At 62.9% G+C, this 25,406-nt stretch carries 25 protein-coding genes and 1 pseudogene; 12 read left to right on the top strand and 14 right to left on the bottom strand.

Annotation, left to right across the window (positions count from 1 at the left end; all coding sequences use genetic code 11):
• Positions 1-678 (top strand): type I 3-dehydroquinate dehydratase, encoded by a 678-nt coding sequence (locus Hrd1104_RS09405; RefSeq protein WP_154552518.1) that lies wholly within the window; start codon positions 1-3, stop codon positions 676-678.
• Positions 679-731: 53 nt separating this feature from the next.
• A complete protein-coding gene (locus tag Hrd1104_RS09400; protein ID WP_154552517.1) occupies positions 732-1,172 on the top strand; it encodes a zinc ribbon domain-containing protein in 441 nt (146 codons plus the stop codon).
• A gap of 18 nt (positions 1,173-1,190) precedes the next feature.
• Here the strand turns inward: Hrd1104_RS09400 and Hrd1104_RS09395 are convergent, their stop codons facing one another.
• Complete coding sequence (locus Hrd1104_RS09395; RefSeq protein ID WP_154552516.1) at positions 1,191-2,357, bottom strand: 3-dehydroquinate synthase II; 1,167 nt, start codon at positions 2,355-2,357, stop codon at positions 1,191-1,193.
• A 129-nt stretch (positions 2,358-2,486) separates the two neighbouring features.
• Between Hrd1104_RS09395 and Hrd1104_RS09390 the strand changes: the two genes are divergently transcribed.
• Positions 2,487-4,166, top strand: coding sequence for a hypothetical protein (locus Hrd1104_RS09390; RefSeq protein ID WP_154552515.1), 1,680 nt, complete (start codon positions 2,487-2,489; stop codon positions 4,164-4,166).
• Positions 4,167-4,192: 26 nt separating this feature from the next.
• On the opposite strand, the gene Hrd1104_RS09385 is transcribed toward Hrd1104_RS09390, so the two are convergent.
• The gene (locus Hrd1104_RS09385; RefSeq protein WP_154552514.1) at positions 4,193-4,777 is read right to left on the bottom strand and encodes an immunoglobulin-like domain-containing protein; all 585 of its coding nucleotides are present in this window, start codon (positions 4,775-4,777) and stop codon (positions 4,193-4,195) included.
• Positions 4,778-4,899: 122 nt separating this feature from the next.
• On the opposite strand from Hrd1104_RS09385, the gene Hrd1104_RS09380 reads away from it, so the two are divergent.
• Positions 4,900-5,508 carry a helix-turn-helix domain-containing protein gene (locus Hrd1104_RS09380; RefSeq protein ID WP_154552513.1) on the top strand — a complete coding sequence of 203 codons (609 nt, stop codon included), beginning with the start codon at positions 4,900-4,902 and terminating at the stop codon, positions 5,506-5,508.
• 4 nt (positions 5,509-5,512) lie between these two features.
• Here Hrd1104_RS09380 and Hrd1104_RS09375 read toward each other — a convergent pair whose 3' ends face one another.
• Positions 5,513-6,307 carry a 2-amino-3,7-dideoxy-D-threo-hept-6-ulosonate synthase gene (locus tag Hrd1104_RS09375; protein ID WP_154552512.1) on the bottom strand — a complete coding sequence of 265 codons (795 nt, stop codon included), beginning with the start codon at positions 6,305-6,307 and terminating at the stop codon, positions 5,513-5,515.
• 142 nt (positions 6,308-6,449) lie between these two features.
• Between Hrd1104_RS09375 and Hrd1104_RS09370 the strand changes: the two genes are divergently transcribed.
• On the top strand, positions 6,450-7,604 hold the full coding sequence (locus tag Hrd1104_RS09370) for a pyridoxal phosphate-dependent aminotransferase (RefSeq protein ID WP_154552511.1): 1,155 nt from the start codon (positions 6,450-6,452) through the stop codon (positions 7,602-7,604).
• Positions 7,605-7,615: 11 nt separating this feature from the next.
• Here Hrd1104_RS09370 and Hrd1104_RS09365 read toward each other — a convergent pair whose 3' ends face one another.
• Positions 7,616-8,050, bottom strand: coding sequence for an adenylyltransferase/cytidyltransferase family protein (locus Hrd1104_RS09365; protein ID WP_154552510.1), 435 nt, complete (start codon positions 8,048-8,050; stop codon positions 7,616-7,618).
• A complete protein-coding gene (locus Hrd1104_RS09360; RefSeq protein WP_154552509.1) occupies positions 8,047-8,556 on the bottom strand; it encodes a Mov34/MPN/PAD-1 family protein in 510 nt (169 codons plus the stop codon). The genes Hrd1104_RS09365 and Hrd1104_RS09360 overlap by 4 nt, the downstream gene beginning before the upstream one ends.
• A gap of 132 nt (positions 8,557-8,688) precedes the next feature.
• Here Hrd1104_RS09360 and Hrd1104_RS09355 point away from each other — a divergent pair, with 132 nt between their 5' ends.
• The gene (locus Hrd1104_RS09355; RefSeq protein ID WP_154552508.1) at positions 8,689-10,611 is read left to right on the top strand and encodes a DHH family phosphoesterase; all 1,923 of its coding nucleotides are present in this window, start codon (positions 8,689-8,691) and stop codon (positions 10,609-10,611) included.
• A gap of 185 nt (positions 10,612-10,796) precedes the next feature.
• On the opposite strand, the gene Hrd1104_RS09350 is transcribed toward Hrd1104_RS09355, so the two are convergent.
• The 4 genes from Hrd1104_RS09350 to Hrd1104_RS09335 all read right to left on the bottom strand — a co-directional run bounded on the left by Hrd1104_RS09350 (position 10,797) and on the right by Hrd1104_RS09335 (position 14,799).
• Positions 10,797-12,434, bottom strand: a complete 1,638-nt coding sequence (locus Hrd1104_RS09350; RefSeq protein WP_154552507.1) for a phosphatidylserine/phosphatidylglycerophosphate/cardiolipin synthase family protein — start codon at positions 12,432-12,434, stop codon at positions 10,797-10,799.
• Between the two features lie 57 nt (positions 12,435-12,491).
• Positions 12,492-12,707 carry a hypothetical protein gene (locus tag Hrd1104_RS09345; protein ID WP_154552506.1) on the bottom strand — a complete coding sequence of 72 codons (216 nt, stop codon included), beginning with the start codon at positions 12,705-12,707 and terminating at the stop codon, positions 12,492-12,494.
• Positions 12,708-12,720: 13 nt separating this feature from the next.
• On the bottom strand, positions 12,721-13,989 hold the full coding sequence (locus tag Hrd1104_RS09340) for a HEAT repeat domain-containing protein (RefSeq protein WP_154552505.1): 1,269 nt from the start codon (positions 13,987-13,989) through the stop codon (positions 12,721-12,723).
• 99 nt (positions 13,990-14,088) lie between these two features.
• Positions 14,089-14,799 (bottom strand): protein sorting system archaetidylserine synthase, encoded by a 711-nt coding sequence (locus tag Hrd1104_RS09335; protein ID WP_154552504.1) that lies wholly within the window; start codon positions 14,797-14,799, stop codon positions 14,089-14,091.
• Positions 14,800-14,924: 125 nt separating this feature from the next.
• Between Hrd1104_RS09335 and Hrd1104_RS09330 the strand changes: the two genes are divergently transcribed.
• From Hrd1104_RS09330 to Hrd1104_RS09310, 5 genes are all read left to right on the top strand, one after another.
• Entirely contained in the window at positions 14,925-15,344 is a 420-nt protein-coding gene (locus tag Hrd1104_RS09330; protein ID WP_154552503.1) for a plastocyanin/azurin family copper-binding protein, read from the top strand.
• Between the two features lie 91 nt (positions 15,345-15,435).
• Positions 15,436-16,614: an MFS transporter gene (locus Hrd1104_RS09325; RefSeq protein WP_154552502.1), complete on the top strand. Its 1,179-nt coding sequence runs from the start codon at positions 15,436-15,438 to the stop codon at positions 16,612-16,614.
• A 37-nt stretch (positions 16,615-16,651) separates the two neighbouring features.
• Entirely contained in the window at positions 16,652-17,269 is a 618-nt protein-coding gene (locus Hrd1104_RS09320) for a bifunctional 2-polyprenyl-6-hydroxyphenol methylase/3-demethylubiquinol 3-O-methyltransferase UbiG (protein WP_154552501.1), read from the top strand.
• A 91-nt stretch (positions 17,270-17,360) separates the two neighbouring features.
• Positions 17,361-18,026 (top strand): peptide-methionine (S)-S-oxide reductase MsrA, encoded by a 666-nt coding sequence (gene msrA / locus Hrd1104_RS09315; protein WP_154552500.1) that lies wholly within the window; start codon positions 17,361-17,363, stop codon positions 18,024-18,026.
• A 107-nt stretch (positions 18,027-18,133) separates the two neighbouring features.
• Complete coding sequence (locus tag Hrd1104_RS09310; RefSeq protein ID WP_154552499.1) at positions 18,134-18,466, top strand: hypothetical protein; 333 nt, start codon at positions 18,134-18,136, stop codon at positions 18,464-18,466.
• Between the two features lie 253 nt (positions 18,467-18,719).
• Here the strand turns inward: Hrd1104_RS09310 and Hrd1104_RS09305 are convergent, their stop codons facing one another.
• From Hrd1104_RS09305 to Hrd1104_RS13325, 4 genes and pseudogenes are all read right to left on the bottom strand, one after another.
• The gene (locus tag Hrd1104_RS09305; RefSeq protein ID WP_229770446.1) at positions 18,720-20,651 is read right to left on the bottom strand and encodes an ATP-binding protein; all 1,932 of its coding nucleotides are present in this window, start codon (positions 20,649-20,651) and stop codon (positions 18,720-18,722) included.
• Positions 20,652-21,212: 561 nt separating this feature from the next.
• Positions 21,213-21,308 (bottom strand): annotated as a pseudogene (locus Hrd1104_RS13330) (30S ribosomal protein S3ae); the annotation flags it as partial.
• Between the two features lie 63 nt (positions 21,309-21,371).
• On the bottom strand, positions 21,372-22,763 hold the full coding sequence (locus Hrd1104_RS09295) for an ATP-binding protein (RefSeq protein WP_154552498.1): 1,392 nt from the start codon (positions 22,761-22,763) through the stop codon (positions 21,372-21,374).
• 244 nt (positions 22,764-23,007) lie between these two features.
• Entirely contained in the window at positions 23,008-23,244 is a 237-nt protein-coding gene (locus Hrd1104_RS13325; protein WP_229770445.1) for a hypothetical protein, read from the bottom strand.
• Between the two features lie 797 nt (positions 23,245-24,041).
• Between Hrd1104_RS13325 and Hrd1104_RS09285 the strand changes: the two genes are divergently transcribed.
• Positions 24,042-24,794, top strand: coding sequence for a hypothetical protein (locus Hrd1104_RS09285; protein WP_154552496.1), 753 nt, complete (start codon positions 24,042-24,044; stop codon positions 24,792-24,794).
• A gap of 187 nt (positions 24,795-24,981) precedes the next feature.
• Here Hrd1104_RS09285 and Hrd1104_RS09280 read toward each other — a convergent pair whose 3' ends face one another.
• On the bottom strand, positions 24,982-25,386 hold the full coding sequence (locus tag Hrd1104_RS09280) for a transcriptional regulator (RefSeq protein WP_154552495.1): 405 nt from the start codon (positions 25,384-25,386) through the stop codon (positions 24,982-24,984).
• Positions 25,387-25,406 lie beyond the last annotated feature (20 nt).

Below are 25,406 nucleotides of genomic sequence, written 5' to 3'. Positions count from 1 at the left end.
ATGGACTTTACGTCGTTCAGACTCGCGGCTGCCACCGCCGAGTTAGACTCCGAACCCGACGCTCGTGAGCACGCCGACCTCATCGAGTTACGAATGGATCTGGCCGACGAGCCACTCTCGCAACTCTCGGCCTACGGCGGCGAGTTGCCGGTGTTGGTCACCAACCGGCCGACGTGGGAGGGCGGCGAGGCCGAGGCCGACGGGCGTCTGACCGCACTCGAGGCGGCCATCACCGACGACGCCGTCGGGGCAGTCGATGTCGAACTGGCGACCGCTCGCGAGGGTGAGGCCGACCGGCTTATCCAGACCGCCAGCGAACACGACGTCAGCGTGATCGTCTCGGCCCACGACTTCGAGGCAACGCCGTCGATGGGCGAGTTACAGGAGACCCTTCGGGCTGCTTGTGAGTACGGCGACGTCGGGAAACTCGCGGTGACAGCCACGTCGCCGGACGATGTGCTCGATCTGCTGGTGGCTACCCGTGCGGCCACGGTCGAGGGCCACACCGTCGCGACGATGGCGATGGGCGAGGCCGGTCGCCACTCCCGGGCGGTCGCCCCGATATACGGCTCGAAAATCGGCTACGCGCCCGTCGATCCAGCGGAGGCGACCGCACCCGGCCAGTACGACCTGGCGACGCTTTCGACGCTGGTCGAGCAACTGTCCGAGGCTGACTGAGCGACGACAGCGCTTGAAAAGGTTAACGTCGGCGGCCGCCGTTTGGAGAGACAGTGACAAACGGCAACTCGCGGCGGCGTGCGTGGCTGGCGGCCGGGCTGTCCTTACTCTTGCCTGGGCTCGGACACGCCTATCTCCGGCGCTGGGCGCGCATGGCGCTTTGGTTCGGATTCATGTTCGTTTTCGGGACTGTCCTCGTCGTCCTCCCAATCGTCCCGGCCGAGACGTTCCCACAGGAGTTCTCAGTCGACGCATTCTTCGAATTCCAGCGTTCCTTGCCGGCCAGTGTCGACATCGCACGGTGGCTGGTGACTGGCCTCATCGCCACCGACGCCTTCGTCATTGCCCGACAGGAGACGCACGAACAAACCGTCGAGTCAGGGCAGCGCTGTCCCGACTGTCGGAAAGAACTCGAAGACGACTCCCTTTCGTTTTGCCCGTGGTGTGGGGCGGAATTCGGGGCCACCACGAAAGAGGACGAATCAGGCCAGTAACGGCCCCGGCCTTGCCGCTTATTTCTCGATAATAGACTCCTCGACGGCCTCGCCGAAGTGGCGAGCCTGATCTTCGTGATAGACCAACACTTCGTCGCCGACTTCGAGGTCAGTCACGGCCGTCCGGTCGTCCGGGGTCGCGACCTTGATCGTCTCGGCGTTCTGGAGCAGCGTCTCGATGGTATCGCCTTCGTCGGTCTCGGCCTGGAGGCGGAACATGGGCCGTTGCTCGATTTTCGCCCGGCCGACGATCGCTTCGCGGGTCGTCCCATCCCGGTTGACGACCTGGACTTCCTCGCCACTCGACAGCTCCGAGAGGTACTTCGTCTCCCCGCCGGGCGTGCGAACGTAGGCGTGGACTGCCCCGGCGTTGACCCGGAACGGCCGAGAGGCGACGTAGGGTGACTCGGCTGTCTCGGCGTGAACGAAAAAGAGCCCGCGGGCCATCGACCCGACGAGCATGCCCTCGTCGTGGTCCATGATCGAGCCCGTATCGACACAGACGCGATCGGCCGAGCCCGTCTGCTCGATGGCGGTGATCTCGGCGTACTGGAGGTCCAGTGTCTCTCGGCCCACTGCGTCCCGGACCTCACAGGTCTCGCGGATCTCGTCGGGGCTGTCGGTGTCCAGCAATACGGCATCGGCGCCGATTTCGAGCGTTTCGTAGGCCGTGCGTGCGTCTTCGGCGGTCTGGACGCCGGCGATCAGCGTCGTCTCCTCGCCGACGCGGGCGATGAGGTTCTCTAGAGGAATGATCTGCCAGTCTTCGCTGACGACGATCGTGTGTTCGGCGTCTTCGGCGACGGCTTGTGCGAAGGCTTCGTACTCCTCGTTCAGGATGCGAACGTACCCGCCGTTGGCGCCGTCACGACCGCGCAACCCGGAGAGATCAGCCGATCCAGAGAAGTCCGACGGAAGGTCGACTGTGCCGTCGCCTTCCCCGTCTTTGCCGACGATCACTGCATCAGCAGCCGGACCGTCGACGCCTTCGGCTTCCATGACGTGGACGTCGTCTCCAGCGAAGGCGGCGACGTTGACTTCGCCGAGGTCCCGGACGCGTTCGACGTCGTGTTCGTCGACCAGTACCCAGTCGACGCCGGCTTCCAGTCCCGCAGTGATCCGACGCTTGCGCGCCTCCCAGTCGCCGACTTCGTCGTCGGCTTTCAGCCACACGGAGCGTGTCATGTGTCCACGCTCGCGGCGGGCCGGCTTGAACGTGGCGGATCCACCCATTGTTCGCCTGGGCCGATCGGGGACGCCTGGTCTCGCCCGGTCGTTCAACAGTTAAGACCGTGGCCGTTGAATCCCTCCCATATGGCTGAATCAGATGGCGACGAGACCTACGAGAACCGACTGTTCGAGGTAGCCGAACACCTCCAGGTTCCCGATAGCACGCTCCAAATCTCTCGTGTTCGACTGGACCGACTCGGCGGCGACGCCGATATCGAGGAAGGACAACTCGACAGCATCGCTCCGGCAGTACTGGCCCTCTCCTGTCGTGAAGACGGGTTGCCCTTATCAGATCAACACATCGTCGAGACGTGGCTCGACGTGGTAGACGAAGAGATAGACGCCGGGTCAGTCGACGCCGGCCGGTTGCCCGAGCAGATCGAGGCCGTCGCCGATCGCCTCGACATCGACCACCCACCGGCCCGACCCGACAGGCTCCTCGACCGTTATGCCGAAGCATTCGACACGTCCGCGGAATTGGTCGCCGTTGCCCATCGGATCCTCGATGACGCTTACGAAGCATCTCCGCGGGCCGTCGCCGAGGCATCTTCGCCGAGCGAAACGGCCGCGGCGGCCCTCGTTTTGGCCGCCGAGAGCAACAGCGTCGACGGGTACGGGCCGAGTGACGTCGCTGATGTCGGTGCGGCCGGTGGCGTGACGATCAAGAATCGCTTCAAGGCCTTCAGGGACGCACTCGGCGAGGACACGCTCCTTTCGAGTGAGCGCTACCGCGTCGATGCCATCGACGCCGATACTGTCACGGACGCGGACAGCACGGAACCACCGGCCAACCGAGAAGCGACCGAGACAGGCGACGACCAGACACCGATCGCGGACGCAGAACCCTCCCCGGCCGGCGAGCCGGATGTGGCTGTCGAGACGCGTCCGACGTCGGTAACGGATCACTCGGCCGAGACGAGTGAGACCCAAGCGGACGACCACTCGGCGGAACCATCACAGGTTCCCGAACCCGAAACTGACACCGATGGCGATGCTGAACCCGAGACCCAGGACCACCCGGACGCGACCGTCGAAGACATCCAACAGGAAGTCGACGGACTTGCGACCGCCGTCGACGCCGACGCGTCGCTGCGACTGTTCGCTCGCGGGCTCGTCAGCGAGGCTGCTGTGGACGTTGCCGCCCAGGAGGCAAGCGAGTTCGCCGGTGCCGCGCTGATCGCCAGCAGTCGGCTCAACGACGGCGATCTCGACCCGGGAACGGTCGCCGCCGAGCGATCCTTCGAGCCCCGGGCGCTGTACCACTGGATCGACCGGCTCGACGAGCGTGCAGACGTCGAGATCCCCCGCCAGTCGGCGACCGATGTTGTCGCCGATCTCGTCGCGAAACTGGACCTCTCCGAGACCGTCGACGAGGAGAGTCGGCGCACGATCGAGCAGTACCGTCCCGACGACGGTTCGTTCGCCGCACCCGAACTGGCCGCTGGTGCCGTCTTCTTCGCTGCAACGACGGTCCGTGAGCCCGTCGACGTCGACGAACTCGCCGACGCAATCGGGTTCGCGCCCGAGAACGTCTCCGACGCGATGAACAGCGTCTTCGTCTCGCTGTGTCGGGGCCTTTTGCGTGGCGAGATCGCCTACGACGAGTGTGGCTGGACCGACGAACTCTTAGAGTCCGATCACATCGCCGAGATCGGTGACTCCCATACGGGCCGCGTGGTCGCCGCGGCGAAGACATATATCGCCGGTCGGGAAGGCGAAAACGTCGACGACGGCACGCTTGACGTCTTGCTCGCTGAGAACTGACACAGCGTTCGAGCCGTAGTTTTCAGTTACGGTACGATCGTGAACTCGACGGCGACCGACGGGTCGGGTATCTCGTCGTCGTACGTTCCAGGTTCGACGAGTCCGTGATAGACGAACCGATACTCGCCGGGGGGCATCGACGTGCAGGGTTCGTACCCCCACTCGGAGAACCCGTCGTCCGCGAGGCGGACGTTCCAGGTGTATCCCGTTCCGGGGTCGTGGGTGACGAGCGTCGCGTTCCAGCCCGTCCGCCCTTCCTGGGCACCCAGGACAGTTTGCCACTTGCCGTCGACGTGCCGCTGGAGGACGAACATGCGTTCGGTCCCAGTCCCGTGAGATTCGTCGTCGACGTTCCGGAGGGCGATTTCGAGACTGTCGCCCCGCTGTAGTGTCGTCCCGTTGGCCTCGATCGTGAAGTTGGCGTCCTGTTGGGGGAGGGAACTGGCCGTGACACCGACATCGAGCCGTTCGAGATCGCCGGCGCAGTCGGCGATTCGTTCGGTGGCGGGTGAGTCGGTCGGCGACGAGCCGCCCGAGTCGACGAGGCCGAGGCACCCGGCCGTCGTGACGACGGCCAGGAGACCGATCACCGCGAGCAGCCTGTTCGACATAACTGGACGATGCCGCCGGCCCCATCTGTAGCTATCGAGTATACAAACGCGCGTTTGACCGGCAGTTACACTCAAGGGAGGACGAACCCCACTGACAGTATGCAGCAGTTCGGAGGCGATCGATGAGTCGCTTACTCCCTGGTCGGCCCGATCCCACCACGGAGGATCGAGAGCCGACGATGCTCGCCCTCGACGATGACCGCGCCGACGAGGTCTTCGATGCGCTCGGCTCGGAGACAGCCCGGACCATCCTGCAGTCCCTTCATGGCGACCCCCGGCCCGCCTCGGAACTGACCGACGAGGTGGGGACGACTCTCCAGAACGTCCAGTATCACCTCACGAAACTCCAAGCCGCCGACCTCGTGACGGTCGTCGACACCTGGTACGGGGAAAACGGGGCCGAGATGGACGTTTACGCGCCAACCGACGAGGCACTGGTGTTGTTCGCCGGCGAGGATCCCGAGTCGTCACTCCGAACGCTGCTTGGACGGTTCGTGGGCGTCTTTGGGCTGCTTGCGCTGGGCGCACTCGTCGTTGCTATCGCGGCCAGTCGATTCCGTGAGTCCGAGCCAGCGCACTTCTCTTCGGGCAGTCCCAATGCCAGCAGCGACTACACGGTCGCGTTCGAGCCGATCGTGCCCGATCCACTCCTCGTCGCGATGATTTTCGTCGCCGGCGGGTTGGTTGCGTTGGCGGCGTTGCTCGCGATCGGTCGAATCCGTTCCGCGTAGGCTCTCAGATGTCGACCGTGAGGCCGGCACGCTCGGCGGCGTCGTCCGCCCCCGCGTCCTCGTGAACGACGGCCGAGATGGCCTGCGTGATCGCCTCGGGGCGCTCGTGCTGGAAAATCGACCGGCCCATCGAGACGCCTGCTGCGCCGCCCTCGATCGCCCCTGCGACCATCGCCAGCGTCTCGCGGTCGGTGCCTTTCGAGCCGCCGGCGATCAGAACCGGTTTGCTGGCGGCCGTCGCGACGCGCTCGAAGGAGTCGGCATCGCCGCTGTAGGCGGTCTTGATGACGTCTGCCCCGACTTCCTCGGCCAGCCGGACGGCGTGGGCCAGGGCGTCGGGATCGGACTCGTCGATGCCAGGCCCGCGGGCATAAGCCATCGCCAGGACCGGCATGCCCAGGCGCTCGGCGTCGCTGGTCACTTCCGTAAGCTGTGAGAGTTGGTCGGGTTCGTAGTCGCTGCCGACATTGATGTGAAAGGAGACAGCGTCGGCCCCGGCCCGGACGGCGTCCTCGACGGTCCCGGTCGGGCGTTTGTCTTCCTCGTCGGGCCCGATCGTCGTCGAGCCGTTGAGGTGGACGATGAACCCGGAGCCGTTGCGGTTGCCGTGGACGCGATCGGCGACGCCTTTCTGGGTGAGAACGGCGTCCGCCCCACCGGCCGTGATCGCGTCGACCGTCGATTCGAGGTCCGTCAGGCCCGTGACTGGCCCCATCGTGAGGCCGTGATCCATGGGGACGACGAGGTACCGCCCTCCTGTCCCGATACGTTTGAGGCGTGCAGTTTTCCCGGCAGTCATTGTGTCATGGTGTGGCAAGTGACGGTTATGTGCGTTCCGGTCCCGGCGTCTCGGGCCTGGGAACTGTGCCCCGACAAGTACCGTCACCCCCGTTGTGGAGACGGAAGAGTATATACGCTATCCTCGTCTGCATCCAGACAGTATGAATCAGGACTTCGCCGAACGGGTCACGCGCGTCGAACCGAGTGCGACCATCGCCATCAGCAACCTCGCCGCCGAACTCGAGAGTGAGGGTGTCGATGTCGTCGACCTGAGTGTCGGCGAACCGGACTTCGACACGCCAGAGAACGTCAAAGACGCCGCCAAGGCGGCGATGGACGCCGGCGAGACGGGCTACACCCCCTCCGATGGCATCCCCGAACTCAAGGATGCCATCGTCGAGAAACTCCACGCCGACGGTCTCACGCAGTACGGGACCGAGAACGTCCTCGTGACGCCGGGCGGCAAGCAGGCCCTCTATGAAGTCTTTCAGACCCTGATCGACGACGGCGACGAAGTGGCCCTCCTCGATCCCGCGTGGGTCTCCTACGAGGCGATGGTCAAACTCGCCGGCGGGAGTCTCGCCCGCGTCGACACGGCCGCCCACGACTTCGACCTCGAACCCGCCCTCGATGACCTGGCGGCGACTGTCTCCGACGAGACGGAACTGCTCGTGGTCAATTCGCCGGGCAACCCCCACGGGTCGGTGTACTCCGACGCCGCTCTGGAGGGCGTCCGTGACCTGGCCGTCGAGCACGACATCACCGTGATCTCCGACGAGATCTACAAGGAGATCACCTACGACGGTTGCGAGGCAACCAGCCTGGGGACCCTCGACGGCATGGCAGACCGGACGATCACACTCAACGGCTTCTCGAAGGCCTACGCGATGACCGGTTGGCGGCTGGGCTACTTCGCCGGCCCCGAGGAACTGGTCGAGCAGGCCGGGAAGCTCCATTCGCACTCGGTCACCTGTGCCGTGAACTTCGTCCAGCACGCCGGCGTCGAAGCGCTGCGAAACACCGACGAGAGTATCGCGGAGATGCGGGCGGCCTTCGAGCAGCGTCGGGACATGTTGGTCGATCTCTTTGCCGAGCACGGCAAGGACGTCCCGGAACCGGAGGGTGCGTTCTACATGATGCTGCCGGTCCGGGAGGACGACCAAGCCTGGGCCGAGGAAGCCGTCGAGGAGGCTGCAGTCGCCACGGTCCCGGGCAGTCCGTTCGGGACGCCGGGTTACGTTCGGCTCTCGTATGCGGCCAGCCAGGAGCGACTCCGGGAAGCGGTCGAGCGACTGGCTGACGCTGACTTGCTTTGAACGGGTGGCACTTACTCGCCGTCTCGATTCTGTAGAATGCGATCGATGATCTCTCCTGTCGACAGTACGGCCCCGTCGTACTCCGTATCGCAGGCATTCGCCCGCCGAACCGCACAGTCGATGCCACGATCTGTGAGTGCGTCGGCAATCTTTTCCTCGTCGTGGTGCTGGTCGTAGCCAAGCACGAGCACGTCAGGATCGATCCGCTCAACCGGGACGAAGATGTCTTCAGGGTGGCCGATGTGGGCCGCATCGACAGGGTTCAGGGCGGCGACCATCTCCAGGCGCTGTTGATCCGGAAGGACGGGTGGCTGCTTGTGCGTGACGTTCTCACCGCGGGCGACGATGACGTGAAGCTGCTCGCCCATCGCCTTTGCTTCCCGGAGGTAATGCAAATGGCCCGGGTGCAACAGGTCGAAGGTGCCCTGTGCGAGGACCTTCGTCATTGCCACCCCTCCCGACTGTCGCTCTCTTCGCGAAGTTCCGCGTCGATGTCTTCCTGCGTGAAATCGAAGAAGGCCTCCTCGGGTGGCTCGACGTCGAGGACGTCCAGGTCGATCGGGTCGCCCTGGCTATCGAAGGCTTGCCAGTCGTCGCGTTCGTAGGGCGCGCCGACGATGATGTGGGCGTCCCCGCGCTGGAAACTCGCGCGGTCGGCGTCGCTGGGCTGGAGGACGCCGTTAGGGTGGGAGTGGATGGAGCCAACGCTCTGAATGTCGTTGGGGATCATACTCGTCTTGACGGTCGCACTGACGGGGTTGGATTCGGTACCAGGAATGACCAACACGTCGGTCACGACCGTTCCCTCCCGATCGAGGCCCAGCGAGCGGGCATCCTCTCCGCGGAGCATCCCCATATACTCGTGGGGGTGGCTGTCACGACTCGCCGCCAGGGCAAAAGATAGCGCCGCTTTGGCAATGCCGATGACACCCGCCGAGCGAAACAGCCGCATGCCACAGCGTCCGGCCGGACGCCTTCTAAGGGTTCCGATGCTGGCAGTCCCCTCCCGGGACGTTCGGCTCCCAAACCGCCCCAGGCGGGTTTCCAAAGGTTGAAACGGAAACGACGCCGATTTATTTTCAACATGTCCGACGGATCTCCTGACGACGGCAACGGTGGGGCCGAGCAGTCGGCCGACGACCGACCGGTCGTCTACGATCTCGATCCTCGCTGTCCCTTCGAGGATGTCGAGGAGGGTGCGATGTATCATGCGACGGTCAACGGCGTCGTCGAGTACGGCGTCTTCGTCGATCTCTCCGAGGAAGTCTCCGGCCTGGTCCACGAGTCGAACCTCCAGGGGAGTTACGGCACGGGTGAGAAGCTCATCGTCGAACTCGAAACTGTCCGGGAGAACGGCGATCTGGCCTTCGCCGAGCGACGGCCGACCGACTACCGGACGGTCGCCGTCGACCACGACGACGGTATCAACGGTGACGATCTCGCCACGCAGGTCGGCGAATCTGTCCGTCTCGACGGGGCGGTTGTTCAGGTCCGCCAGACCGGCGGCCCGACGATCTTCCAGGTTCGAGATGGCGACCGTATCGTCCCCTGTGCGGCCTTCGAGCAGGCCGGCGTTCGCGCCTATCCTGCCGTCGAGATCGGCGATCTCGTCTCCGTTCGGGGTCGGGTCGAAGAACGTGAAGACAGCCACCAGATCGAGGTCGAATCACTGGACGTCCTCGAGGACGACGCTGCCGAGGAGCTGCAAGCACAGTTAGACGCCACACTCGCCGAGGCCGCCGAGCCACACGATGTCGATCCGCTCGTCGACTGGCCGGCACTCGACCCGCTGCTCGATGAGCTCGAAGACGTCGCTCGACAACTCCGAGAAGCCGTCCTCGAAGGTCGACCGATCCGGATGCGCCATCACGCCGACGGTGACGGCCTCTGTGCCAGTGTCCCGCTCGCGGTCGCCATCGAGAACATGGTCGAGGACATCTACGCCGACGGCGACGCTGCCCGGCATCTCCTCAAACGGCTGCCATCGAAAGCGCCCTACTACGAGATGGAAGACGTCACGCGTGACCTGAATCACGCCCTGGAGAGTCGTGAACGCCACGGTCAGCAACTGCCCTTGCTGGTCATGCTTGACAACGGCTCGACCGAAGAGGACACGCCGGCCTACCGGAACCTCGCTCACTACGATGTCCCGATCGTCGTCATCGACCATCACCATCCGGACCCCGAAGCCGTCGAGGGGCTCGTCGACGCTCACGTCAACCCGTACCTCCACGGTGAGGACTACCGGATCACGACGGGCATGCTCAGCGTCGAACTCGCCCGGATGATCGATCCCTCTCTGACCGACGACCTCCAGCACGTCCCCGCCGTTGCCGGCCTGGCCGACCGCTCGGAAGCCGACACGATGGAGTCCTATCTGGATCTCGCCGCCGACGCGGGCTACGAACCCGACGACCTCCGGTCCGTGGGCGAAGCGCTCGATTATGCGACCCACTGGCTGCGCTACAGCGCCGGCGACCCGCTGATCACCGACGTCTTGAACGTCGACTGTGACGACCGGGCGCGCCACGAGGAGATCGTCGAGTTCCTCGCCACACGAGCCGAGCGGGACGTCGAGGACCAGCTCGATGCGGCCATGGAACACGTCGAAAGCGAGCCACTCGACAACGGTGCCCAGCTGTACCGGCTCGACGTCGAGAACGCCGCCCGCCGGTTCACCTACCCGGCCCCGGGCAAGACCACTGGCACGATCCACGATCGCAAAGTCGAGGAGACTGACCAACCGGTCATCACGATCGGGTACGGGCCGGACTTCGCTGTCCTGCGGAGCGATGGCGTTCGACTCGACATTCCGGAGATGGTCGAACAGCTTCGCGAGGAAGTACCTGGCGGTGGCGTCAGCGGCGGCGGCCACCTCGTCGTCGGGTCGATCAAGTTCGTCGAGGGGCAACGGGAGGCTGTCCTCGATGCACTGGTCGAGAAGATGGCGGCCGCAGAGATCGACGAGGAACTGCACAGCTCCGCGGCGCTTCCCGAGGACGTCTAAAACGGGGTTATCGTCCGCGACGCCGCCGTTCGATTGTCCGTCGGCCTCGACCAACCCACGGGTTGTCGCCTGGACGTCTCGGTGTTCGACGAACGTCAGCAATTACCTTCTCGCGTGGTCCGTCGATGCCAACTTCTCGGAGGCCATTTCCCCGCAATTGCCAACGACACGTGTTTCACTGTGTCTCAGTATCGACCAACAGAGCTGTGCTCGTGGTCGTCCACACACGCTTGTGGGCTTGGACTGTCCTGAAACGCGATGTGTCGCCCGACGAACCCCGCGACCGAGAGGGCAGCCAAGACGGCGACCAGCAGGCCGGCCGTCACTTGCCAGATGGTCGCCCGCCAATCGTCGCGGAAGACACGATCGTAATAGCGAGCCGGTCCACTCCCGTCTAGGGCGATCACGACCTCCCGGTTCTGTCGAGCCGAGTGGTCGTTCCAGTTGAGGCTGCCGAGGAGTACTTCATCACCGTCGACGATTGCCCCTTTCGCGTGGATCTTTTCGAAGCGATCGCGTGGCCGGGCCAGTCTGACAGACAGCGACGCGTCTCGTTCGTTTGCCCACGATTCCAGCGAGTCGGCGACGGCCCGATTGTCCTCGCGGGCATACCAGGCTCGCGAGAGCAAGAGTCGGACCTCGACGCCCCGTGTGGCCGCTCGCTTCAACGCCCGGACGAACGATTGATCGGGGCCGCCGACACCCACCTGGACGACGTGAATCGACTCCGTTGCGGCGTCGAGCCGCTCGATGACCCCCGTTTCTGCGTTCTCGGGGGCGAGCAGTACCGACGCGTTCGCTGCGCTGAACGTCCGTGGCTGGTAGCGCTGCCTGAATGTCTGGGTTGCCTTTTCGCCATCCGTCACCGCTGCTTCACTCCTGAACTGTTCCCAAGCCACGGCGTCTCGCCAGCCGGCGTCTGCCTCGAACGTCGAGACGAGTGCCCTTGTCGCCGAAGGCTGGGTGAGCACGACACCCCACCCTCGCGAGGACTGTCCACCAGTGCCGGCCGGCTTCCAGTTTTCGGTCAGGACGACCGCGCGGTCGTCGACGACGGCGTATTTGGCGTGGTGGTGATCGACGCGTGCATACGGGCCGTCGACGACTCGAACGGAGACGTTCGCGGCGACCAACCGATCGAGGAGTCGGGCCTGGCGGGCTGTCATCCCGCCGACTGGGCCACCTTCCAACAGCACGCGGACGTTCACGCCCCGCTCGTTGGCGGCGATCAGCGCGTCGGTCGCCCGCCCAGAGCTGAACGTATACCCCGCAAGCAGGATACGATCGTCGGCACTCCGCAGTAGGTCACTCGGGAGTCCACCCGCGTCGGGGAACACGAACGTCCGAACCTGCCCGGGGCCGGCCGTCCGGACGGGAAAGTCAGTCTTGCCAAGCGATCGCCACGTGAGTGTGCCGTTCTCGACGTGACCGACCGCTCCTTCGGGCGCAGCTGTATAGCTGAGCCGGGCACGCACGCGGTCGCCGTCGCTGACGGTCACGTTCTCACCACTGTTGGCGAGTGCGACGTGCCCCGCCAGCTCGACGACTGTCGCGTCGGTACGATTTCGGACCGGAACCGGATTCGTCGAGAGCGCGACCCGCCCTGAGACCGTCACGTTCGGTAGTGCGACGGTCCTGTGGTCGTCCGATAGCGTCCAGCCGGTCAGGTTCGTCTCCGGTGGGACCGAGAGGACGACGTACTCGCCCGCATCGTCCTCGGCGACGGGGTTTGGATAGATCTCGACGATTTCAGCACCCGCGGGTTCGGAGTGTGCGCCAGCAACGTACGTACCGCTCGCGAGCAAGAGTACCACCACAAGCATGGCCAGCCCCCTTGACACGGCGGGCTCTGGTGCGGTCTACTACTTGAACGGACGGACTCATTCCTGACGCGTCGTCCAGGCGCTCAACCCAGCGAAGACGACTCCGAACAGTAGGCCCTGCCAGCCAGCCCGAAGCGGCGACTGGCCGAAGGCTGTGAGCACTCCCGCAAAACAGATCGCCGGAACCCCGCCGTAGAGCGTCCCCCACACCAACGGACGCGTCCGTCGCCACTCACGCAGCCGGCGGTCGACGCGGCGATAGGGCTGTTTCATCGAAACTGCTCAGTTAGACGCCAGCGGCTTTTTCGGCTTCGACTTGGACGACGTAGGCGCGATCGTCGGCGTACTCGGCGGCGATTTCCAGTGCGCGCTCGGTGCCGATCTGGTTCAGTGCCCACGCTGCGCTGGCCCGCACTTCGTCGGCGTCGTCCTCGGCGAGCACGTCTGTGAGGGGCTCGATCGCCCGGGTATCCCCGAGTAGGCCCAGTGCCCGTGCCGCTGCACTCCGGACACTGTCGGTGTCTGCCGCCAGTCGGTTCGCGACCGCCTGCGTGGCCTCGTGGCTCCCGATCTCGCCCAGTGCTTGTAACGTCACCCGCTGGAGGGCGGGGTCGCCGTCGCCATCGATGAAGTCGACGAGCGTCTCGACGGCTCGCTGGTCGCCGATCTTCCCCAGCACTCGGACGGCCTGTTTGTCGCGCCGACTCGCCCGCTGTTGGACTGGCTCGTAAGCCTCGGGCGGGGCGATCCGCTCGAAGACGTCGAGGATATTTTCCTCCATGAACTCGGAGTCAAGAAGCTCGAACGCCAGCAGGATCGGCTCGACGTCTTCGGGATCGCGATGGTCCTTGTAGCGTTTTTCCCACACGAGAATGGCGTTCAACTCCGGCGGATAGTCCTTCTGGTGGTCGCCCTCGATGACTTCGTAGAACCCTTCGAACGTCAGCTTCTCCCGGACCGAGAGGTCCTCGTACGCTTGGGCAGCTTCCAGGTCGTCGTTCAGTGTCTGCGCTGCTGTACGGAGCGTCGCGATGGCGTCACTGTCCTCGTCGGGGCCGAGATCGAGAGCGGCGATGGCCTCGCTCGTCGCCCAGAGAGCGTCGCCGGCTTCCTGGGCGGACTCCACTTTTTCGACTTCGACGTGCCCGTCGACGGCCTCACCGAAGGCCGCGACCGCATCGAGGACCTGGGTCTGGCCGTCGTCGGTCCAGCGGGTGTCTTGGGCGGTAGCCCCTGCAGCCTCGACGTCTTCGGCGACGTCCTCGACGTACGGGCCACGCTGTTCCTCGATTCCGTCACGGAGACTGGACAGTCGTGACTCTAAGACTTCCTGCGGGTCGTCTTCGTCTTCCTCGTCGGGAGTGGGCAGTTCAGCCGCGTCGAGATCAGTCTCGATATCAGCGAGTGTCGCTGCAATATCGTCGAGGTCGGCTTCGGTCTCGGCCGCTTCAAGTGCTGTCTCGGCTGCGTCCAGTCGTTCCTCGAAGAACGCAACCGTTCCCGGCTCGGCGTCGATGTCGCCGTCCCCGTCGGCCTCGCTGTCCTCGTCGCTCATAGCTTCTTCTGCGGCGCTCTCGGGCAAATGCGTTTCCCTTCCTGCAACCCAGTACCGCAATGGGCGCCCTGAGCGGGGCTGGAAGCCCTGCCGTGTCCGTCACGACTCGACACGCGGGTACAGCCACGGCGCAAACAGGAGATACGCGAGTGCGGCCGCCAGCAGCGCCCGCGGGAAGAGTCGATAGAAGACGGCAGGGGCCAGGACCGCGCCCGTCTGGACGAGCCCCATCGCCAGCGCGTCACGCTCCCGAAGATCGGGATACGGAATCCGCGTGACCATCAGATACGCGAGGACGACACTGGCGAGCAAGACCAAGACGAGCTGTATCTCGCCGGCGAGTGTCGCCGCCGCGAGGACGGTTGCTGCGAGGGTCGTCTGGACGCCCTCGGTCGTTCGCGCGCCGACGTCGTAGGCGGTGTACATCGCCAGGCGGACGACTGCCGCGGCGACGACCAGCGCGGGGATCCCGACGGCTGCGGTGAGATGCAGTGGGTCCGCGATCCCGAGGAGTTCCCCACCGTTGCCCCACTGGAGGCGGGCGAGGCCGACGACCATCGCCGCGGGTGCAACGCCAAAGGAGACGGTATCGGCCAGTGAGTCGACGAACTCGCCGACGGGTGTCGAGCCGTACCGCCGGGCGACCAGGCCATCGAGGCCGTCGGCGATCGCCGCCAGGAGGATGAGGCGGGCGGCCAGCTGGGGCTCGAACGGTGCGAGGACGGCCGCCGTGAACCCGACGAAGGCGTTGACGACCGTCACGATGTCGGCCGGCCCGAGCCGACCCAGAAAGCGCGGCCGAAGATCCATATCCGTGCCGTTGGCGAGGGCGGTCTTAGTCCGTTCGATCCGCCGACGGATTGGTCTCGCTACCATCGTCGACGAATCCAACGGCAACCGGGGTGCATTTGTCGGTCCAGTCCAAACAACCGACGATGGACAGACGTGCGTTCCTCGCGACTGGGGGTGCCCTCGTCGCCGGCCTTTCGGGCTGTCTCGCCCTCGGAGAAGACGACGGCGAGTACGACATTGGCATGTCCGACTCGCGATTTCTTCCCACAGAGTACCGTGTCGACCTGGGGACGATGGTCGTCTGGAAGAACACGAGTGCCCGCGCTCACACCGTTACGGCCTACGACGCTACCCTGCCCGACGGTGGGGCGTACTTTGCGTCCGGGGACTACGACAGCGAGCAGGCCGCCCGCGAGGGCTGGTTCGAGTCCGGCGGGGGTGCGATCTACGCCGGGGAGACGTACACCCACACGTTCGAACAGCTCGGGACGTATCCGTACGTGTGTCTGCCACACGAGGCCGATGGGATGGCTGGGACGATCGTCGTCGAAGAACCCGAGTAACGACCGCGGACGGTGACAGCCCACGGTCCGGCCCATTTTCAGGGGACGCGAATCCGCACATACATTCTTTCGGCGTTCATTGCCCGAAGTAATGAGCGGTCTGTATACGCAACGTCGCCTGCAGATCATCTTCGGTGTCACATTGATGGGCGTGATGGGCGTGAGCCTCATTTCGCCGGTCTTCCCATCGATGATCGAACACTTCGAGATTACAGACCAGCAGATCGGCCTCATCGTCACGGCCTATACGTTCCCCGGTGTGGTGGTCTCGGTCCTCATTGGCGTGCTCGCTGACCGCTACACCCGGAAAGGGGTCTTGGTGCCGTTGTTGCTGTTGTTCAGCGTTGCAGGCGTCGCTCAGGCGGCCGCGCCGACGTTTCAGACGCTGTTGGCACTCCGCGTCCTCCAGGGAATCGGCGGTGCCGGCCTCGTTACCCTCTCGACGACGCTGATCGGCGATTATTACGACGGGGCCGAGCGTGGGGCTGCGATGGGGCTCAACGCGAGTGTGTTGAGCATCGCGACAGCCGCCTACCCGATCATCGGCGGGCTCCTCGGAACGATCGGCTGGTACGCGCCCTTTGGCCTGTACGCCATCGCATTTCCGATCGCCGTCTGGGCACTCTTCGGGCTGTCCGAGCCCGCATCGGCGGGAGCAGTCGGGATCCGCGAGTACCTGAAACAGCTTCTCTCGATTGCGACGGCAGGCGAAACGATCGCCGGCTCGCTGGCGGCATTCCTGGCGTTCGTCCTCCTGTATGGGGGAATTATCACGTACATTCCAGTGCTCGTCGCAGGACGATTCGGCTCGTCGTCGGCAATCATTGGGGGACTGCTCTCGGCTATGTCACTCTGTATCGCCCTGATCAGTTCCCAAACGGGACGGCTAATCGAGCGCTACTCCGAGCGAACGCTCTTTACCGTCGGTTTTCTGGGCTATGGCGGTGGGCTCGCGCTGATTCCGTTTGCCGGGTCGCCGGTGTTGCTGTTGCTCCCACTGGCGCTGTTCGGGGTGGGTCACGGTCTCGTCGTCCCGACCGTACAGGTCTTCATGACGAAGCTCGCCCCGGCACAGTTCCGGGGCGCGACGATGAGTCTGTACAATATGGCCCTCCGGTTGGGACAGACCGTTGGGCCGCTACTGTTTGGTGTCGTCTATACGGTTGGCGTCGATGGGGTCTTTCTCGTCGGCGGGGCGATCGGAGCGGGTGCGTTCGTGCTGTTTGCAAGCATCTTTCGGGCCGGTATTGCAACCGCAACCACGACGTAGGCGACGGAATTTAGCGTCAGGCTCCCGTGATGGGTGTATGGACCCGTCGAGGAATCGCCGTGGGTGGGCCGAGCGGACGGGTGAGTTCTCGCCGGCGTATTATGCGGATCTCGGGCCAAACAAGGTGAGCAACAGCCTCGTGACGCTCCTTGAGCACTACAGTAGCACGGACGCGTCCATCCTCGAACTCGGCTGTAGCTCCGGGCGACATCTGGCACACCTGCGGGAAAACGGGTTCGACGACCTCACCGGTATCGACATCAACGACGACGCCTTCGACGTGATGGCTGATGCCTTTCCAGCTGTCGCCGAGACGGGGACGTTCCACACGGGTGCGATCGAGGATCTCGTCCCCGAGTTCCCGGACGACGCCTTCGACGTCGTTTACTCGGTCGAAACACTCCAGCATGTCCACCCAGACGACGCGTGGGTGTTCGACGAGCTTGCCCGCATCAGTGGATCCCTCCTCGTGACCGTCGAAAACGAAGGTCCCGACCCGGATGGGGGCAAGACAGACGAGACGATCACGTCTGTCAAGGGCGAGTTCCCGATGTATCGGCGCAACTGGGGTCGGGTCTTCACCGATCTGGGGCTCGAACAACTGCTCAGCAAACCCGGCAAGCCCGATACGATCCGCGCGTTCACAACGGCCTGAGTGGCTTCGTCTCCACATCTAGAGGCGAAATGCCACGACGACCGGCCCGAAACGGCGACAAACCCATATCATACTGTCTCCTGAAACTGGTATGTCCCGGATCGCGCTGCCAACCACCCAGCCGACGACGCTGGCTCGCGACGTCGAAGCGTTGGGGCCTGCCGAAACCGAGACGGCGACGTTCGGTATGGGCTGTTTCTGGGGGCCTGATGCCTTGTTCGGCGCCAAGCCGGGCGTTGTCCGGACGCGCGTAGGCTACGCCGGAGGAACCACGTCCGAACCGACCTATTACGCCCTTGGCGATCACACCGAAGTCGTCCAAATCGAATACGATCCCGACCGCTGGACCTACGCCGAACTGCTGGACGTTGTCTGGGCAAATCACGACTGGACGCGTTCCCAGAAGCGCCAGTACCGTGGTGTGATCCTCGCTCACGACGAGAGACAGCGAGCAGTCGCCGAGCGCTCTCGTGATGCGCTCGCGGATCGAACCGGGCAGTCCGTCGAGACCGCGGTGGAGTCACTCCAACAGTTCTCCCCTGCCGAAGACTATCACCAAAAGTACGAACTACGGACGCTTCCCGTGGTCGCCGACGAACTCGAAGAGCTGTACGGTGATGCATTCACTGCCTCGACGGTGGCCGCCCGCCTCAACGGCTTTGCCGCCGGCTACGGTAGCGAGGGCCAGCAGCGTGATCTCCTGGCGACACTCGACCTGCCACCGACCGTCCTTGACGAGGTGCGACGGCGACTCTGAACGTTTTCGTGTCACGCCGACCCATCGAGTCGACATCGACGGCGATTTTCCAGTCCAGAGCCGGCACCGAGGCAAATGCTTATTCGCGATCCACCCAACGACAGCCCATGAACAGACGGCTCAGCATCGGACTCCTCATGGGGGCGTTTCTGGGAGTTTTCTGTATCTTCGGGGTCGGACTTCGGATCGGATTCGACGGCAACGAGTTGTTCCTCTTCTCGATGTGGTACAATCGCGTCGTCATGGGGCTCGTGATCGGGCTGGCGGGTGGGCTCGAATTCGTCGATTCGAAGTACAACGTGTTCGTTCGGGGGCTCGTTTTGGGACTTGCCGTGACCGCGGCGATCACGTTCACGAGCGAGTTCCGTGACTGGCCGAGTTTCTTCGCCGGACTAGCCTACGGCGTGATTATCGACTGGGTCGCGACCCGGTATAGCTGAGCGCGCACACTCCTACGAGACTGTCACGGACTGTCACTGTCCGGCGAGTAGCTGCTGGGGCGGCCCGTCTCTTTTCCCGCTCGGCGGCCGATTCGCCGTCCGTCCGGTCCCGTAGCCGACAGCGTGTCTACGAACCGGACAGTCCGTTCACTCACGGTGTCTGCTCCCCGCCCGAGTATTGCTGTTTGCGGTCTCACTTTCCGACGCCGAAACCTGCTTTGGCGTGGTGATCCGGCCGTCGTGTTTCGAACAGTCACGTTGTCGCAGACACCGGAAGCCGAATCTCGACCGTCGTCCCCCGTTCGTACTCCGGAATCTCGATTTCGCCGTCGAGGTTCCTGACGAGCCAGTAGGCCAACCACAACCCCAGGCCCTGGCCGTGAACGAGCGATTCCTCCACCCCGTTCGACAGCACCTCCCGTTCACTCTCCGGGATCCCCGGTCCGTCGTCTGCGATGGTGAGCACAATCCGGTCGTCTGTCTCTGTCACCCCGATCTCGACAGACGGGGTGTCGCCGCCGTGCTTTGCGGCGTTGTCGAGGAGTTCCCACAGGGCCGTCCGCACGCGTGGTAGCGACTCCGCGACGGCCGTCTCGGGGCTATCGAGTGTTACCGACGCCTCAGGATACTGCTCCCGGAGTTTCCGAACGCCCTCCTCGACGATCGGGACGACGTCGACGGGTTCCAGTTCCGGTGACTGCTCCCGGTTGGCTTCGATCTCGCGGGCCGATTCGGTGAGATCGAGTAGCCTGTCGGCGGTCTCGACGATCCGGGTGGCTTTCGATGCCCCATCACCATCGAGGTCATCCGCCAGGTACTCCGCGTACCCGTTGATCACACTGAGCTTGTTTCTGACGTTGTGGCGCAGTACGCGGTTGATCACGCTGATCAGTCCCTCCCGTCGTCGCCGCTCGGTCGCGTCCCAAACCATCGCCTGTGCCCCGACGATATCGTCGGCCGTTTTGGGTTCGTCTCCGGCGCTTGGCTCGTATATCGGTACCACGCGGATGTCCGCGTACACCGTTTGCCCCTCGCAGTTCGCCAACGGGAAATCCCGCACCTGGATTTTCTCGCCGCCCGCCACCTGGTCGAGATACTCCCGGGCCAAGTCCCTCGTCTGGTCGTCGGGCATGACGATATCGATCGGCTCGCCATCGATTTCCTCGGCACTGTAATCCAGAAACTTCTCGACAGACGGAGACACGAACGTGAACGCTTGCTCGTCGACGTCGATCTGGAAGACGAAGGCGAAACTCGCGGCGATGACGGCCCGGTAGAGCTCGTTTTGCTCGGCAAGCTCCTGTTCGCGCTGGTTCAGCTTTCGACGCTTTCGCTCGATACCGGTCACGTTCGTGAGTGTCACCACCTGCGCTTTTGACTCCCCGACTCCCATGTCGTTCGTGGAGACCAGATAGTACTGGGTCTGTTCACCGCGTTCGTCGCTAACGATCCGGTCGTCAGTGTCGATCGCTGTTGCCACTTCCGGGAGCACGTCCGCGAGGCGGTCACCGGCCCCACCCGCAAGTGCCGGGAACGCGCTCGTCGCTTCGGGAGCGTAATCCCGTATTCGGCCATCCCTGTCCAGAAATATCGACGGGACGCCACTCTGGACGGTACTTCGAACCGCCAAAAAGCGCGGCCCAAAGACGAACATCGTTCCGACCGCAAAGATTGCGACGCCGATCGGAGCGTAAATCACGTCTATCAGCTGTGGTGTCACCGTCGCGGCAACGTCGACGACGATTGGCACGGCGAGCATCCCCGTCAGCACCCCGAGTGGGCGGGTGTCGTAGCCCGACTGGACGTACAGCTCAAGCATCATGAACAACCCCACAGCCGCGAGTACGTACGATAGTCCGGTTGCCCCCCAGTGGAGCAGCCCGTGATCGATCGCCAGATATCGAAACGGTGTCGTCACCTCCCGAGTCGTGAAGTACATGTCGTGGAGCGGGTTCGTGAGTTTGAGTACCGCTACAGTGAGAAAGACACCGAGGCCGAGGCGCCGCAGTGTGGGGTTTCGATGGAGCGTTCGCCCGGTGTAGGCCGAACAGAAGTACAACCAGGCCCAGACGGTCCCGAACCCACAGATGAGACCGACTGTGTAGGCCGGTTCCCGGAACGGATCCGGGGCCAGGAAAAACACCGTTTTGAATACCCCCACGCCCCCGTTGTCGCCAGCAACCACACCATCCCGCGCCGTACCTCCGGATCGTCGAACGTTCTGGCACGGGGAACGAGGAGCAGACAGCCGACTCCGCTGAGCCCGAACAGACCGAGATACACCAAGCCAGCGGGATCGGCCCACGGTGACGGCATGAATCGACCTTGGCTACGCAGTAGACGCAGAAAAGAATATGCCCGCCATTTTCAAACGTGTGAATGGCCTGTTTCGGAAATGCAGCCACCGTCCCTCCCGCCACCGTTGAGGACCGCGGATGCAGGCTGCTGGGCAGTACTGATCTGGACGGGTATACCGATGTATCGCGGGTGATCCGTGCTGGCTCTTGCTCGATCCGGCGCTGTCTTCGTCTCGACTGACACCGGGTTCGTTACCGACGCCTTCTGCGGGGCGGAGACTCTCTGTTCGTCGTCACCTGCCGTCTTGGTTTGTCCATGCGGATTCGGTACGCGGTCCCTTGCACTCTCTTCGGCACGCAGCCCTGTCTCGATGGTATCCTGGCCTGGACCACAGCAACTCGGCTGTGCGTGGGTCTATGACACGTCACCGAAAAGCGAAACCAGTGGTCTACTCGTCGACTTCGACGCTGGTCTCCTCTTCTTCGGCGACCTCTTCGGGGCGGGCCTCCAAGGTCGCTTTCTGGATCTCGACGCGGCCAAACGGATGGGCTACCTGTTCCAGCCCACACTCATTCCTGTGGATCTTTCTGTGTAAGGACGGGGGAAATCAGCTTGTCGACAGCAGCTCGTCAAAATCGTTTGCGTCGAACAGGGACCAGTCGTCACCGAGTTCCGTTTCGAGTCCAGGCTCGAATCCGGATTTCGAGAAGAGAGCGAACTGTTCGTCCCGTGTTTCCGGCCCCCAGCGCACACGATCCGCTTTTTCCCGAAGTGCCTCGGCGAGTCCGGAACCTACCGGCTCGGTCGTCCACTTGCATTCACCCAGAAGTATCCGGTCGTCCTCTGGGGCGAGGCCGACCAGATCGATCTCGTCCTCACCGTACCACCACCGACCGATTTCGGCATAGGGACCCAGCCGCTCTTGCCGGATCGCTTGCCAGAGCGCTTCCCGACAGATGTCCTCGAACACGCTCGCGACGTGATCCGGCAGGTTCGGCTCGATCGTTCCCTCGTAGACGATCTCCGGCGCTTCTTCGATACTGGACCGGCGCGGTTCGACGAACCGGAACCAGAACCGTAGGAATTCGTCCGCCACGCGATAACGGGATCGTTTGGACTGTTTTCTCGACGCCGTGACCGGAACCTCCCGCTCGACGAGGCGGAGGCGTCGCAACGTCTGGAGGTACTTCGAGAGCGGTCCGGAGTCGATACCTGTCTCCCCCGAGATTTCGTTCGGCGTTGTATGGCCCGTTGCGATCGCCTCGAGGATACTCAGATATCGGGCCGGCGTCCGTAACTCGCTCTGGAGGAGGAACCGCGGCTCGTCATAGAGCACCGCCGTCGGGGTGAGGACGTGTTCGCGGACGTTCTCGGCGAGCGACCGGGCGTAGTCGAACAGCGTGAGGTACATCGGCGTCCCGCCGGTGACCGCAAACGATCGTACTGCGTCCCGAAACTCGTAGTCGATCACGTCTCGGGCCTGGGCGAACGAGAACGGCTGCAAGTCGATCTGCCCCGTTCGTCGCCCATAGAGCGGACTTTCGTGGCCCAGCACTTCGGATTCCATCGTCCCGACGCTCGATCCACAGAGGACGAGCATGGACTCGGTGTGTTGGAGCTGTTCGTCGACGAACCCCTGCACGTAGGATGGCAGCGAGTCGTTTTCCGCGACGAGGTACGGGAACTCGTCGATGACGACCACGATCGACTCCTCGTGGATCTTCTCGCCGAGATACTCGAGTGCCTCCGGCCAGGTCTCCGTCCGCGGTACGCGTTCGTCGAACCGCTCGGCGATCCGTTCGACGAACTTCTCCCGCTGGCGTTGCTGTGCCTCCTCGGCGGCGAGATAGTAGATGTGCGGTCGGTCGGCACAGAACTCCTTGAGCAGTGCCGTCTTGCCGACCCGACGACGACCGTAGACGACGTAGTAGTCGTGCCCCGGCGACTCGAACGCGGATCGTACCGCCTCGAGTTCCTCAGCCCGGTCGTAGAAGGTCATTATCTGGATAATGATTATCTCGATAATGACTTATGGTTTTCCCCGGTCGGTGAACTCTTCGCTGTTTGTTCAGTTGTTTCCGTCGAAAGCGCGTGTCATAGAACGCTTTGCAGGCTTTGTCTATCCAAGTCTTGGCAAGAGTCCCGTGCAAGATACAGGGCGCGTATCTTGCACAGATCTGTCTATTCGTAGCAGCTGAACTCGGAGAGACAGACAGTCGATGGTCGATCAACCGCGGTGACAGTTACCCCGCTTTGCGGGCCTCAACAGAGGGAAGGACGAACTGCCAGTAGTAGAGTGCGTACAGTCCAGTGATAGCGAGGTAGCCGCCGACTGTAGGGAGTGGTGACCAACCTGCAACGGCAACCAGATACACGACGAAGGCTCCAGTAATGATGATTCCCTCCAGCAAGACAATATTCAGGCCCGCCTTCGTTCCTACTTGCAAGTCACTTTCCGTGATGACTCGCAACCCGACCATCCCAATAGTAAGGCCAGCCCACGTGAGAACGGGCAACCCGAAGACCGTCAGAGCCGTCGCGTCTAACCACGCTGCCTCTGAGATCACGAGTGCCCATCCAACAAGTCCGAGGCCGATCCATGCGATACTTCGCCACAATTCCTCTCGTATGATACGGCGTAGCTGTGGTTTCATATCTACAGGTCAAACAAGGATTTCTACTGATAAGGCACCGTTGAGAATTTTGTGTCCGGATACGAGATTTTTCCAGCTGCAAAACGGACTTTGCGTCCGCAAAGGCTGGAGCGGCAAATCACTCGCTAACTAGTCTTTGTATAATCCGAGGGTGTCATAGGACTATTCACAAGGGCTTGTTTTCACCGTAGAACTGGTTGAATGGTCTGCTCAGTATGCGTGCGTATTTCGTACATTTGCCGGAAGTGGGCTCAATGGACGTTGATGAACTCGTCTCCGAATACCGGGAGCGGCGGCTGTGGTCAGCCCCGGCGACCTGTTTCTCGCTCGGAGAACCGCTCATTCGTATATTATGCTGTGGGAAGAAACATGGTCACTATGGATTGGCGGTCACAGCTTCCGAATCGTGACGTGCTATGGGCCCTGCTACTGATTGCAGTGTTGGTACTGCTGCTCTGGTTTTTCGGGATTGTGGAGTTCGATGTAGGTCGTCGCAGATGGTCGTAGTGCCTGCTCACAGACAGGTTGGTTCGTCCGGTTTATTACAGGTATATCCTGCTGGAAAACCTGCAAAAAGTCATAATCCGAAACACCGATACTTTTCCAACGAGTTGTAAAAATAAATGTCACTCCCTCCGTGGATCTCTGAGAAACTGCCGGAAGACAGGAGGGTGAATACGAAGCTCACAGAACGGCACGTCATCGAGACGATGCACCAAGCCAATCGACCGTTCTTTTCACTACAGCAGATTCAACAGCGGATCAAACCCGACGTCTCGAAGGTAACTGTCCGCAACCGGTTGGAGGAACTGGAAGATCGTGAGATTGTGGCAACGGAAACAGTGGCTGACTCGACCGTGTATTATATCAATCACCCGGAGTCAGCGTGGCCACTCTCACCCGAAGGAAAACACGCACTGAAGGACGAATCGACCGAGACAGCCAACCCGCTCCGAGAGTTCCTTCAGCATCCACGAGTTCGCTTGATCATCCGTGAGGAGTTGTGGCGGAGTATTGCATGGGCGGCGTTTGGTCTGTTCGGATGGGCACTACTCATAAGCGAATCTGACCAGTTGCCGGCAACTGTCTGGACCGCAATTGGCCTCCCATTCCTGACTTGGGCGTCACTCACTGTCGGGATGACCGGATTTCGGCTGACGACTGGTAGCGACCTGCAGGTTCAGTCTAAGGAGGGGTTGCACGTAATTTCGTTGGGTGCGGTTGTGTTAGGCGGGTTCTGGATTGCATTTTTGATTTTTGTTCTGAACTGGCCACCCTTGCTAACCAGTGGGCTGTATGTTTTGGCCACGATCACTTATTTTGTCTTTTACAGACGGGTGATTCTCCCCCGGTTTACTGTACCGGTTGAACGTTGATCAGTTTGCAGATGTAGTGAGCGGCTGATTCATCACTATTGGCGCGAAACAAACATCGTAGGCGTGCTGACTTCACCCTCTCTATCTTGCACTACCTTCTGTAATCATATAATTCGACATTCCTCTCTGAGTTGCACCGCAGCAAACCAGCTGTGAACGCTTCTATGACTCCCTGCGTAGGGTTAGATCACGGCGCGGCTGCGTCGACGTTGGCACTCGATCCCGCAAAGGGAATGTCGATTTCGAGCCCGTCGTAGGCCAGCAGTGGCTGCTTCGCCTGCCCTGCTCCACCGCCGTCGAACTCGATCACACCGATGTCTTCGAGTTCGGAGAGGTTCCGATGGACCTGTTTGTAGTCTCGGTCCACCAGTTCGGCGGTTTCGCTGATACTTTCGGGGTCGTGTTCGGAGATCGTTTCAAGCAGTTCCAGGTTTTTCGGACTGAGGAGGCGACCGAGTTCAGCGTACGAGCCGAAATTGAGCACCGGCTGGGCGTCGTCGAGGTCTTCACCCTCTTGGGCAGCCTTGATGCGGCTACGCGTGTGCTGATCGAGGCGGTCGCGTTCGCCGACGGTGACTTTGAGCGTGGGCATGGTGTATCCTCCTGGCGGCG

The sequence above is a fragment of the Halorhabdus sp. CBA1104 genome, assembly GCF_009690625.1.
In the GTDB taxonomy this organism is placed as follows: domain Archaea; phylum Halobacteriota; class Halobacteria; order Halobacteriales; family Haloarculaceae; genus Halorhabdus.
The sequence above is the reverse complement of the archived record's forward strand: the minus strand, read 5'-3'. Positions and strand labels throughout refer to the sequence as shown.

Excerpts from the sequence above, each read along its gene's own strand:
- Hrd1104_RS09405 (WP_154552518.1), top strand. The coding sequence starts at position 1 with ATGGACTTTACGTCGTTCAGACTCGCGGCTGCCACCGCCGAGTTAGAC.
- Hrd1104_RS09395 (WP_154552516.1), bottom strand. The coding sequence starts at position 2,357 with ATGACACGCTCCGTGTGGCTGAAAGCCGACGACGAAGTCGGCGACTGG.
- Hrd1104_RS09390 (WP_154552515.1), top strand. The coding sequence starts at position 2,487 with ATGGCTGAATCAGATGGCGACGAGACCTACGAGAACCGACTGTTCGAG.
- Hrd1104_RS09385 (WP_154552514.1), bottom strand. The coding sequence starts at position 4,777 with ATGTCGAACAGGCTGCTCGCGGTGATCGGTCTCCTGGCCGTCGTCACG.
- Hrd1104_RS09380 (WP_154552513.1), top strand. The coding sequence starts at position 4,900 with ATGAGTCGCTTACTCCCTGGTCGGCCCGATCCCACCACGGAGGATCGA.
- Hrd1104_RS09375 (WP_154552512.1), bottom strand. The coding sequence starts at position 6,307 with ATGACTGCCGGGAAAACTGCACGCCTCAAACGTATCGGGACAGGAGGG.
- Hrd1104_RS09370 (WP_154552511.1), top strand. The coding sequence starts at position 6,450 with ATGAATCAGGACTTCGCCGAACGGGTCACGCGCGTCGAACCGAGTGCG.
- Hrd1104_RS09365 (WP_154552510.1), bottom strand. The coding sequence starts at position 8,050 with ATGACGAAGGTCCTCGCACAGGGCACCTTCGACCTGTTGCACCCGGGC.
- Hrd1104_RS09360 (WP_154552509.1), bottom strand. The coding sequence starts at position 8,556 with ATGCGGCTGTTTCGCTCGGCGGGTGTCATCGGCATTGCCAAAGCGGCG.
- Hrd1104_RS09355 (WP_154552508.1), top strand. The coding sequence starts at position 8,689 with ATGTCCGACGGATCTCCTGACGACGGCAACGGTGGGGCCGAGCAGTCG.
- Hrd1104_RS09350 (WP_154552507.1), bottom strand. The coding sequence starts at position 12,434 with ATGCTTGTGGTGGTACTCTTGCTCGCGAGCGGTACGTACGTTGCTGGC.
- Hrd1104_RS09345 (WP_154552506.1), bottom strand. The coding sequence starts at position 12,707 with ATGAAACAGCCCTATCGCCGCGTCGACCGCCGGCTGCGTGAGTGGCGA.
- Hrd1104_RS09340 (WP_154552505.1), bottom strand. The coding sequence starts at position 13,989 with ATGAGCGACGAGGACAGCGAGGCCGACGGGGACGGCGACATCGACGCC.
- Hrd1104_RS09335 (WP_154552504.1), bottom strand. The coding sequence starts at position 14,799 with ATGGATCTTCGGCCGCGCTTTCTGGGTCGGCTCGGGCCGGCCGACATC.
- Hrd1104_RS09330 (WP_154552503.1), top strand. The coding sequence starts at position 14,925 with ATGGACAGACGTGCGTTCCTCGCGACTGGGGGTGCCCTCGTCGCCGGC.
- Hrd1104_RS09325 (WP_154552502.1), top strand. The coding sequence starts at position 15,436 with ATGAGCGGTCTGTATACGCAACGTCGCCTGCAGATCATCTTCGGTGTC.
- Hrd1104_RS09320 (WP_154552501.1), top strand. The coding sequence starts at position 16,652 with ATGGACCCGTCGAGGAATCGCCGTGGGTGGGCCGAGCGGACGGGTGAG.
- msrA (WP_154552500.1), top strand. The coding sequence starts at position 17,361 with ATGTCCCGGATCGCGCTGCCAACCACCCAGCCGACGACGCTGGCTCGC.
- Hrd1104_RS09310 (WP_154552499.1), top strand. The coding sequence starts at position 18,134 with ATGAACAGACGGCTCAGCATCGGACTCCTCATGGGGGCGTTTCTGGGA.
- Hrd1104_RS09295 (WP_154552498.1), bottom strand. The coding sequence starts at position 22,763 with ATGACCTTCTACGACCGGGCTGAGGAACTCGAGGCGGTACGATCCGCG.
- Hrd1104_RS13325 (WP_229770445.1), bottom strand. The coding sequence starts at position 23,244 with ATGGTCGGGTTGCGAGTCATCACGGAAAGTGACTTGCAAGTAGGAACG.
- Hrd1104_RS09285 (WP_154552496.1), top strand. The coding sequence starts at position 24,042 with ATGTCACTCCCTCCGTGGATCTCTGAGAAACTGCCGGAAGACAGGAGG.
- Hrd1104_RS09280 (WP_154552495.1), bottom strand. The coding sequence starts at position 25,386 with ATGCCCACGCTCAAAGTCACCGTCGGCGAACGCGACCGCCTCGATCAG.